Source organism: Myxacorys sp. (genome assembly GCF_059501405.1).
Genome location: NZ_JCACCM010000007.1, coordinates 59,098 through 67,883, shown reverse-complemented (window position 1 = coordinate 67,883; position 8,786 = coordinate 59,098). Strand labels below are relative to the sequence as shown.

General features: G+C 46.2%; 12 protein-coding genes. 10 read left to right on the top strand and 2 right to left on the bottom strand.

The window, feature by feature from the left end:
* Window positions 1–137: 137 nt before the first annotated feature.
* From AC5I6P_RS00815 to AC5I6P_RS00805, 3 genes are all read left to right on the top strand, one after another.
* Complete coding sequence (locus AC5I6P_RS00815) at window positions 138–362, top strand: BrnT family toxin (RefSeq protein ID WP_495691860.1); 225 nt, start codon at window positions 138–140, stop codon at window positions 360–362.
* A 97-nt stretch (window positions 363–459) separates the two neighbouring features.
* Entirely contained in the window at window positions 460–606 is a 147-nt protein-coding gene (locus AC5I6P_RS00810; RefSeq protein WP_495691859.1) for a hypothetical protein, read from the top strand.
* A gap of 213 nt (window positions 607–819) precedes the next feature.
* A complete protein-coding gene (locus tag AC5I6P_RS00805) occupies window positions 820–1,536 on the top strand; it encodes an SDR family oxidoreductase (protein ID WP_495691858.1) in 717 nt (238 codons plus the stop codon).
* A gap of 151 nt (window positions 1,537–1,687) precedes the next feature.
* Here the strand turns inward: AC5I6P_RS00805 and AC5I6P_RS00800 are convergent, their stop codons facing one another.
* Window positions 1,688–2,587: an NAD-dependent epimerase/dehydratase family protein gene (locus AC5I6P_RS00800; RefSeq protein ID WP_495691857.1), complete on the bottom strand. Its 900-nt coding sequence runs from the start codon at window positions 2,585–2,587 to the stop codon at window positions 1,688–1,690.
* A gap of 123 nt (window positions 2,588–2,710) precedes the next feature.
* On the opposite strand from AC5I6P_RS00800, the gene AC5I6P_RS00795 reads away from it, so the two are divergent.
* The 3 genes from AC5I6P_RS00795 (at window position 2,711) to AC5I6P_RS00785 (ending at window position 4,664) form a co-directional block, all read left to right on the top strand.
* The gene (locus tag AC5I6P_RS00795) at window positions 2,711–3,076 is read left to right on the top strand and encodes a winged helix-turn-helix transcriptional regulator (RefSeq protein WP_495691856.1); all 366 of its coding nucleotides are present in this window, start codon (window positions 2,711–2,713) and stop codon (window positions 3,074–3,076) included.
* A 286-nt stretch (window positions 3,077–3,362) separates the two neighbouring features.
* The gene (locus AC5I6P_RS00790) at window positions 3,363–4,004 is read left to right on the top strand and encodes a glutathione S-transferase family protein (protein ID WP_495691855.1); all 642 of its coding nucleotides are present in this window, start codon (window positions 3,363–3,365) and stop codon (window positions 4,002–4,004) included.
* A gap of 171 nt (window positions 4,005–4,175) precedes the next feature.
* Window positions 4,176–4,664, top strand: a complete 489-nt coding sequence (locus tag AC5I6P_RS00785) for a DUF4231 domain-containing protein (protein ID WP_495691854.1) — start codon at window positions 4,176–4,178, stop codon at window positions 4,662–4,664.
* Window positions 4,665–4,998: 334 nt separating this feature from the next.
* Here the strand turns inward: AC5I6P_RS00785 and rpiA are convergent, their stop codons facing one another.
* On the bottom strand, window positions 4,999–5,709 hold the full coding sequence (gene rpiA / locus AC5I6P_RS00780) for a ribose-5-phosphate isomerase RpiA (RefSeq protein ID WP_495691853.1): 711 nt from the start codon (window positions 5,707–5,709) through the stop codon (window positions 4,999–5,001).
* A gap of 5 nt (window positions 5,710–5,714) precedes the next feature.
* Between rpiA and AC5I6P_RS00775 the strand changes: the two genes are divergently transcribed.
* The 4 genes from AC5I6P_RS00775 to AC5I6P_RS00760 all read left to right on the top strand — a co-directional run bounded on the left by AC5I6P_RS00775 (window position 5,715) and on the right by AC5I6P_RS00760 (window position 8,783).
* On the top strand, window positions 5,715–6,899 hold the full coding sequence (locus AC5I6P_RS00775) for a tetratricopeptide repeat protein (protein WP_495691852.1): 1,185 nt from the start codon (window positions 5,715–5,717) through the stop codon (window positions 6,897–6,899).
* Window positions 6,900–7,016: 117 nt separating this feature from the next.
* A complete protein-coding gene (locus AC5I6P_RS00770; protein ID WP_495691851.1) occupies window positions 7,017–7,217 on the top strand; it encodes a heavy-metal-associated domain-containing protein in 201 nt (66 codons plus the stop codon).
* A 149-nt stretch (window positions 7,218–7,366) separates the two neighbouring features.
* Complete coding sequence (locus AC5I6P_RS00765; RefSeq protein WP_495691850.1) at window positions 7,367–7,915, top strand: pyridoxamine 5'-phosphate oxidase family protein; 549 nt, start codon at window positions 7,367–7,369, stop codon at window positions 7,913–7,915.
* Between the two features lie 265 nt (window positions 7,916–8,180).
* On the top strand, window positions 8,181–8,783 hold the full coding sequence (locus AC5I6P_RS00760; protein ID WP_495691849.1) for an exopolysaccharide biosynthesis protein: 603 nt from the start codon (window positions 8,181–8,183) through the stop codon (window positions 8,781–8,783).
* Window positions 8,784–8,786 lie beyond the last annotated feature (3 nt).

Here is an 8,786-nt window from a genome sequence, read left to right as displayed (position 1 = left end):
GTTCAAGTCGTCCTATTCTCCCTGATCCTCGTCCCCATGTCTAGAACACGACCAATTAGTCCAGGTGGGCAGTGATCCAATCAGTAATATGCAGTTTGAGTGGAATAACGAAAAGGTGGCGAGCAGTCTAGCGAAGCATGGAGTCTCGTTTGAGGAAGCAAAAACTGTTTTTGATGATCCTCTCTAATGTTGACTTCTATGATCCAGACCATTCTGAGGACGAGGAGCGTTATCTTATCGTTGGACACTCAAATCAAGGGAAATTGGTGATTGTGTCTTATACCGAGAGAAAAGATTCAATTCGCTTCATTAGTGCAAGAGAAGTAGCACGAACAGAGCGAGAAGCCTATGAAGAGGGATAAGTCAGAGATGGAAGATGATCTTCGGACAGAGTATGACTTGAAGAGCCTCAGAGTTAGAAGGTTAGGCTCTGGAAGGAAAAGTTTTGGTGGAGCCACTGTGCATTTAGAACCTGATGTTGCAGAGATGTTTCCTAGTGCCGATGCAGTAAATGAAGCACTACGATTCTTAATCAGGGTGATGCGAGATAATCAAACTCTTGCTCCTAAAACACAGGCTAACAATTCAAATGCAGCAGACGATTGAGAACTGCTGGTACTAAGTTCAAGCTTGTCTGCCGCCGCTGATTTGAGCCGTTATACGGCTCCGTTTTGTCGGTTGGGACAGTTGTTGAGAAGCTATCTGTGAGATACGATGTCGTAGGTTCAGCAAGGTTGTCAGTAAATCAGTAAAGTAATTGCAGCCAAACCAATCTGACCGTCAGCCCCTGTAGTCAATGCTAGGTTGTGAGAGGTGTAAATGCGGTTATCAAATAAGACTGTAGCTGTAGTCGGAGGCGGTTCAGGGATTGGATTGGCTGTTGCAAAGCAAGCCCATTCAGAAGGAGCAAGTGTCATTATTTTGGGACGTTCATCAACCAAATTAGAGCAAGCCAAAAGTTTGATTGGGGAAAATGTTAAGGCGATCGCAACAGATGTAATGGATGAGACAGCGATTAGCCAAGCCTTTGCAGAGATTGGCTCTTTCGACCACTTATTTATTTCTGCTCAAGACGCTTCCACAGCCCCCTTATCGGAGACTACGATGGAGAAACTGCGTCCAACCTTGGACAGCAAAATTTGGGGCGCTTTTCATGTGGTGAAACACGGTGTCTCTCAAATTCGCGCTAATGGCTCCATCACTTTTATTTCAGGGTTGGCAGGTCGTCGTGGCTATGCTGGTTTCGCAGTTGCTGGAGCCGCTAATGCTGGGATTGAGGCAGTTGCTCGGAATTTAGCCGTGGAAGTAGCTCCAATCCGGGTGAATACTGTCTGTGCGGGTGTGATTGATACTGAAATGCTTGACAAGATCTTTGGAGAGCAACGTACAGAGATTGTTAAAACGATTGCTGAGAAACTTCCTGTAAAGCGAATTGGCAAGCCAGAAGAAATTGCTGATGCGGTCTTGTTTCTCATGGGCAACGGGTTTATCACAGGAGCTACTCTATTAGTTGATGGTGGGGATGCGTTAGTTTAATCTGCAAAGTGAACACCGTAACAATTCTATTGGAGCGGCGAGCAAAGCCTTTGCGCTCCATTTTGGCGTTGTTTGTCGCCGCTCAACAGCACTGTTATGCCGTGAGTCTTCGGTGGAGTGATTCCCACAGGTTATCTGTTCGTTGCAGAACCTATAAGTTTGATGTTTTCTTCAGCCAGTCAATCACTGATGAATGTCTAGATGTCCATCCTAAAAGGCTTCTGGCTTTCTCCGAACGAATACGGCTGTTTGAGCCAAAAGCAAAATGAGCACCTTCTTGTCCCCATTCCTGAACGGCTTCCTCTACTGTCCAGCTTTGTGCTGCTCCCTCAAACTCAAGTTCATCTTGTATGGTTTGAGCAATTTCCTTAAAGCTTGATTCACCATTTTCGAGGAAAAAGAATGAACCAGCAGGAGCTTTCTCTAGTGCAAGCATGTAAGCGCTCACAACGTCCTCAATATGGATTGTTGACCAGATGTTTTCTCCTCTGCCAATATATCGAGCGGCCTGGTGTTTCTTAGCAACTGCAATCATCGAAGGAATCTGTATGCTTTGAGGGTGTAGACCTGTACCATCACCGTAAATGAGACAGGGGCACATAACAACAGAATGTACTTCCCGAACAACGCTCTCAATCAACTGAGTATCAATTGCCACTCGCCCAATTTTCTCAAAACGAATTGGACGGGGAATATCCTCATGGAAAATACGGTTGCTATATTCCCCAGCAGCGCGATCACCAACAATGCTTGATCCACTGGTATGAATCAGCTTCTTGCCCGACCCCGCAAGTGCTTGAAGTAATACCTCCACAACGAACGGGTCGTCTGCATCTGCAGCATTGATAACGGCATCTGCGGCATGAGCAGATTGAAAGAGAATTTGCTCATGCCGCAGTGTTCCAAGAACTGGTTCAATTCTCCTCTGCTTAAGCAATGCAGCTTTATCGGCTGACCTGCACAAGCCGAACACTTCATGCCCAGCAGATACCAAGGCCGTAGCGATTGAACCGCCGATATAACCAGATGCTCCAGTTACAAAAATCTTCATTTGCTCATTCAGTATAAAGTTGCAATCTGATTATGCAAAATTGCTTAGAATTGCGTAAGAATGCACATTTTTGTGCGCCAGTAACACAAGTGTTACTAGTTCAGTAGCTTGAGAGGAGGTTAAATGAGACATGCATCGTTTGATGGAGCAGGAGGTTGCTACATAGAAGCTGCTCTAGAAGTCATTGCAGATAAGTGGAAAGGCGTGATTCTCTATCACTTGCTTGATGAACCAAAGCGATTCAATGAGCTTAAACGTAGCTTTCCTGAACTATCGCACCGAATTTTAACAAGGCAACTGAGAGAATTGGAAAATGATGGTGTGATTAGCCGCAAGATTTATCCAGAAATTCCGCCCAAAGTTGAGTATTCACTGACAGATTTAGGTAGGTTGCTAAAGCCAACATTATTGTCACTTGAAGGCTGGGGAGTCAAATACGTTGAAACAACAAGATATTTAAGGAACTGCCAATTAGACAAAGCTGAGTAGTTCATGTTTAAGCTTTCGGGCAGCACATAACAAGCCCAATGCACACCGACCGCCGAGAGGCTATCTGTGTGCATTCGAGTTTATTAGCAGCCGCTGACTGGGAACGTTAGGCTGCTCAGCCCTCGGTGGGGTCGGTACTTGAAGCTTGCGTGTTAGTGTGAGCAGTTAAGATAGCTTGAGATATTCAAAGACTGGAGCTTTGAGGTTGTTTGAGAGAGGAACATGATCAAGTCAATATTATTGTCAGGGGGGCTGGTGAAAGCGTAATTTTCAAGTTGGAGTTTTTATGCTGAAGTTTTATTACAATCCGATCTCTGTCAATGCTCGTCGAGTCTGGGTCGTATTGCTGGAAAAGCAAATTCCCTTTGAGCCAATTCTGGTGAACTTAGATGGAGATCAGTTTCACGACAATTTCACAGCAATTAATCCGCTTCAGCGAATTCCTGCGATCGTAGATAACGGATTGCGGGTCGTTGAGTCATTGGCAATTTTGGACTATCTAGAGGCAAAGTATCCAACTCCATCATTAATGCCTAGCGAACCCGAAGCGATTGCTGTTGTTCGGATGATTGAAACGATTACGGTGGTTGAACTTCAACCTGCTACGATTCCTCTAACCCGACCACTGGTAGGATTGGAAGTTGAACCTTGGAAGCTTGAAGCAGCTCAACAACGAGTAACAATCGTCTTGCGGTTCTTTGAAGAGTTGCTCAATCAGCAGACTTACTTTGTAAAAGAAGAATTTACACTTGCAGAAGTTGTAGCTGGAACTTTAGTCCCTTCCCTACCTCTAGAGGACTATCCACGCTTAAAGGCTTGGTCAGAAAGACTAACTCAACGAGAGAGTTGGCAGCAAACGGTTGCTCATCCCGAAGCAATTGAAGCAGCTCTTCCCAATATCCGAAAGATTCTGGAGCATCGATCATAGCGATCGCGGCATAACCAGTTGATGAAGCGGACATCGAAAGATCTTGGTGGGGTTATCAAGATAATCTGCCGCCGCTTATCTTCGTTGGGCAGCAATACCACGGTGTTTGTACTTATGCTAATCGGATAGATTGGAGAAAAATTAATTACTCAAAGCAGACATATGGCAGATATGGAAATTGCTATTGGAGAAACTCCAACCGATGATTTTCAGAGATCGTTGATACAGAAACATACAGAGGCATTAGAAGAATGCGATCGTCTCATTCAGCGATTTAAGCACATAGCTGACTCGGACAAACGACGATTTACACGCCTCAATCAAGCAAGTGTGTTGTTAACGTTTGTAGTAACTATTCTTTCTACCTTGGCAGCGAGTAAACAGCTTGGTGTGTGGGAATGGATTGTGCCAATCATCAGTGCCCTTGCTGCACTCTCTACTACTCTGTTAAGCCAAAACACCTCTCAAAAGACTTGGGTTAATGCTCGCAACGTTCAACAAAAATTGCAATCAGAAAAGTTTCTTTATCTCCAAGACGCTGGCGACTATTTCAAATTAGAAGGAGAGGAGAAAACTCGACGATTCTCAGACCGAGTGATGGAGATTTGGTCGGAAGGTCATCAAAATTGGGGGCAATCTGCATCCGAGAAAAAGAAGTAGGAATATATATAGAAATACCAGTACAGGAAACAATTGAAATCCTCGGAGAAACTCCCCAACAAGCCCCTTGCAGCGAACTATAACGTGCTGGTGCAGAACCGAGGTTGCTCACAGTCGCTGAAGGGGAACGTTAGACCGCTTTATTTCTGATGGGTTTAAGTGCAATCCAGAAATGACCAGTGAAATGCGATCCTTCGGGGCTTGACAGAGCCAATCGCAGTTCTGAAAGGGAGATCGTAACATCATCCTCTAAAGCAGCGATCTCAAGTCCTTACCGTGAGGCTTTAGGTTTTGAACTTGCATAAATTCAGTCCAAAACCTAAATTCCAAATCGCTACATTTCTCGAACGCTCGGCTGACCGTCCTTCACTTCCCCAATCAGCACAACATCTGCAACTCCGGCAAAGATTCCATTCTCCAAAACGCCAGGAATGTTATTCAACGTTTGCTCCAATTCCTTTGGATTGTCGATGCGATCGTACTTCACATCCACCACCAAGTTGCCGTTATCTGTCACCACCGGGCCTGCTTTCTTCACGCCCATTCGCAACTCTGGCTTACCGCCGAGTTTCTTAATCGCATTCATCACAGGCGTCACTGCCATCGGCAATACTTCGACTGGCAACAAGAACGTCGAACCGAGATGATCGACTAACTTGCCACCATCGACGACAACAATAAACTGATCTGCCAAACAATCGACAATCTTTTCTTGAGTATGCGCTGCCCCGCCGCCTTTGATCAGATTCTTTTGCGGATCGACTTCATCTGCTCCATCGATCGCCACATCAATCTTCTCAATTTCATCGAGCGACACGAGGGGAATCCCATACTGACGCGCTAGCACAATCGCTTGAAACGACGTTGGCACGCCTTTGACATCTTTGAGTTCACCCGATTGAAGACGTTCTCCGATCGCTTGAATAGCATAAGCTGTTGTGGAACCAGTTCCCAACCCTACAATAGAACCAGATTGAACTCGCTCTGCAGCCGCATATCCAACCTGCTGTTTCATCAATTTAACGGGATCAGTTTCAGCGCTCATATCGATTGTTTAAACTTACAGAATCAACAGTCAGTCTACTAGATGCCATGCGCGAGAATGAAGAGTTTCGGCTAGAAGACGATGCGTTACTGCGCTCAGCGCTGGGGCAAGGAGAAGAATTTGCCCAAGCTAAGGAGTTTGAAGCGGCTCTCAGTGCCTACGATCGCGCCTTAGATCTTCAGCCCGATTCTGCGATCGCATGGCATGGACGCAGCAAAGCGTTAACTGAACTCAAGCAACTTGAAGCGGCACTCATTAGCGTCGATCGCGCCCTTGAATTACAGCCCGATCTGATCGAGGCATGGATTCTGCGGGGACAAATTTTTCAAGATTTAGACTCTTCAAAAGCTGCGATCGCAGCCTTCAATCAGGCCCTCACACTCGATCCAAACTGCTCTGAGGCTTGGTTGCATCAAGGCGAACTGCTTGCCCGAACTCATCCCCGCAAAGCGCTAGAGAGCTACAGTAACGCGATTGAATGCAATCCCAATGAAACCGAAGCGTGGCGACGGCGAGCCACATTATTATGGGCATTGAACCGACAGCACGAAGCGCTGGGCTGTTATGATGCCCTACTTGAGCAATCAGAGCAAGCGGACGACTGGCACAGCCGAGGCAATGTGTTGTATGGACTCAAACGTTACGATGAATCAGTTGAAAGCTACGATCACGCCCTTCAGCTTAACCCGGACAATGCGCAACTCCTAGCCAATCGCGGCGAAGTCTTACGAAAGTTAGGACGGGGTGACGATGCGATCGCCAGCTTTGATCACGCCATCAAACTCCAGCCCAAAGACTCGAAACTATGGCATCGCCGCGGCTTAGCCTTACGACAGCTCGGGCGATTTGAAGGCGCGATCGCAAACTTCGACAGAGCGCTAGCGATGCAGCCAAACTTCTGCGGGGCAACTCACAGCAAGCTATTCACCTTAATCAAACTCAAGCGGTTAAAAAGCTATCTATTCAGTAAGAATCCGATTGAGAAAATGAAACGTGCAAACGATTTGCATAATATTGCCAACGTTTTCATCAAGAGTAAGCTTCCTGGTTGTGTTGTTGTTGCGCTTAGTGTTTTCTTTAGCGTTTATTACATTGGAGCAATTCCCAGCCGATTAACTGCGATCGCCGTTGCCTCAGCATTTCTGATCATTTCTCTTTTGGGTGACTGGCTTGACGAAGCCAAGCGCTAAACGGAAGTTCAACCCATTGGTTTAGTGAAAATTAAAATCTATCTTAGGCAAGGCGAAAGATAAAACGCGCACCCTCCATACTCAAAAGTGCTACCAACTTTACCTAATGAAATTGCTATGGCATTAAAACTACACGTTCCAACCCTAAACAGCTCTGATGACGCAGAAAACATCAAACAAACAATTCTGACGCACGAGCCTGACGCCCATATTGATATTGACTTAGACCAAAAAACAATCACCATCGAAGCAAAAGCGTCTGAAGAAACCTTTAAGCAAGCTGTGACCGCCGCAGGCTATGAGATAAGCGGATACTAAGGTAAGGTAACGGGTTTGCTGGATGAAGTAATCTAACGTCGCGTGATTAGCATCCAGCAATGCTACTTTAGTTAAGCTAATGCCACTTTAGTTAAGATTAAGCGGCAGCATTTTCGGTAGGATAGGGGTCACGTTCACCCCCTTTTGACATGGCAAAGTTCTATCCAGAACTCACTGAATCCCTCCAGCAGTTTATTGCTCAGCAACATCTCTTTTTTACAGCGACTGCCCCGACTGAAGGGCGAATCAATCTATCCCCCAAAGGCATCGATACGTTTCGCATTCTCAATCCTCAAGCCGTTGCATACCTTGATTTGACGGGTAGCGGTAACGAATCTAGTGCCCATCTGATTGAAAATGGGCGAATGACAATTATGTTTTGCAGCTTTCAAGGCGCTCCCCTCATCTTGCGGCTGTATGGTCGTGGTCAGGTGATTTACCCAAGAGATGTGGCTTGGCAAGAACTAGCTTCATTGTTTCCACCGATTCCAGGTACGCGACAAATCATCAAGCTTGCCGTCGAGTTAGTGCAGACTTCTTGTGGAGCGGGCGTTCCTCTCTATGATTTCGTCACCGATCGCGACACCATTATTGATTGGGCAATCCGAAAAGGCAAAGACGGGCTGCAAGACTACTGGCACGCCAAAAACCAAGTCAGTATCGATGGTTTACCGACTCATTTGCTGGATGAGTCCTAACAATGAATGTCTTGAAGTGATGTCCAAGTCCGTGTCCGTGAATATAAAGACTATGTATCGGGATCTCCAATTTTTTTGAGAAATCGGAGATCTTTGCACAAGGGGGATGTCGTTTGTCCTTCAATTTATGAAGGATCAGGAACATCAGAGAAGGTTGTCCATCTTTAAAGCAGGTGTTAACTTAGCTGAGAAGGCGGTGCCTGCTGTGTGATCTTGCTCTAGAATTCATCAACTGATTCATCAACCATAGGTTACGAGTTGTTCTATGCACTTGCGATTCTCCCAAGACCTTGAAGCTCTTCTCAAACGCATTTCAGAAGAGCCGTTGACGCTGGCTGCAATTTTGGCGCAAACATCAGAGCGGGGATTCAGTCTCGCGATCGCACTGCTCGTGATTCCATTTCTGTTTCCAGTTCCACCCGGATTAACCAGCTTTGCGGGTGCAGGATGTGTGCTGCTAGGAATGCAAATGGCGCTAGGGAGACGATCGCCTTGGTTGCCCAAGAAGGTGGCTCAATTCAAATTTCCTCAAGCCTTTGCTAAACAGCTTTTACACAACATCCGTCGAGTCATGCGCATCCTAGAGAAGATTACTCGTCCTCGCTTCAGCCGAGTGACTGGTAATCCTTACGTCTGGCGATTCAATGGGCTATGCATTACTTGGTTGGCGATTTTGCTGATTTTGCCAATTCCCTTTACAAATCCGCTTCCAACGACAGGAATTTTACTTCTTGTCGTCGCCATGCTGGAGTCGGATGGCATTCTCATGTGTGCTGCTTATGCGCTCACCGTCGTCATTACTGCCGCTTGCGGACTGATTACTTACTTGCTTTGGCAGGCTCCTGGTCTTTTAGAGCAATGGTTGTAGAGA

Bases quoted from the DNA above. Each gene is read 5' to 3' on its own strand.
- AC5I6P_RS00795 (WP_495691856.1), top strand. From the start codon at position 2,711: ATGAGACATGCATCGTTTGATGGAGCAGGAGGTTGCTACATAGAAGCT.
- AC5I6P_RS00815 (WP_495691860.1), top strand. From the start codon at position 138: ATGGAGTCTCGTTTGAGGAAGCAAAAACTGTTTTTGATGATCCTCTCT.
- AC5I6P_RS00785 (WP_495691854.1), top strand. From the start codon at position 4,176: ATGGAAATTGCTATTGGAGAAACTCCAACCGATGATTTTCAGAGATCG.
- AC5I6P_RS00790 (WP_495691855.1), top strand. From the start codon at position 3,363: ATGCTGAAGTTTTATTACAATCCGATCTCTGTCAATGCTCGTCGAGTC.
- AC5I6P_RS00760 (WP_495691849.1), top strand. From the start codon at position 8,181: ATGCACTTGCGATTCTCCCAAGACCTTGAAGCTCTTCTCAAACGCATT.
- AC5I6P_RS00765 (WP_495691850.1), top strand. From the start codon at position 7,367: ATGGCAAAGTTCTATCCAGAACTCACTGAATCCCTCCAGCAGTTTATT.
- AC5I6P_RS00805 (WP_495691858.1), top strand. From the start codon at position 820: ATGCGGTTATCAAATAAGACTGTAGCTGTAGTCGGAGGCGGTTCAGGG.
- AC5I6P_RS00770 (WP_495691851.1), top strand. From the start codon at position 7,017: ATGGCATTAAAACTACACGTTCCAACCCTAAACAGCTCTGATGACGCA.
- AC5I6P_RS00800 (WP_495691857.1), bottom strand. From the start codon at position 2,587: ATGAAGATTTTTGTAACTGGAGCATCTGGTTATATCGGCGGTTCAATC.
- rpiA (WP_495691853.1), bottom strand. From the start codon at position 5,709: ATGAGCGCTGAAACTGATCCCGTTAAATTGATGAAACAGCAGGTTGGA.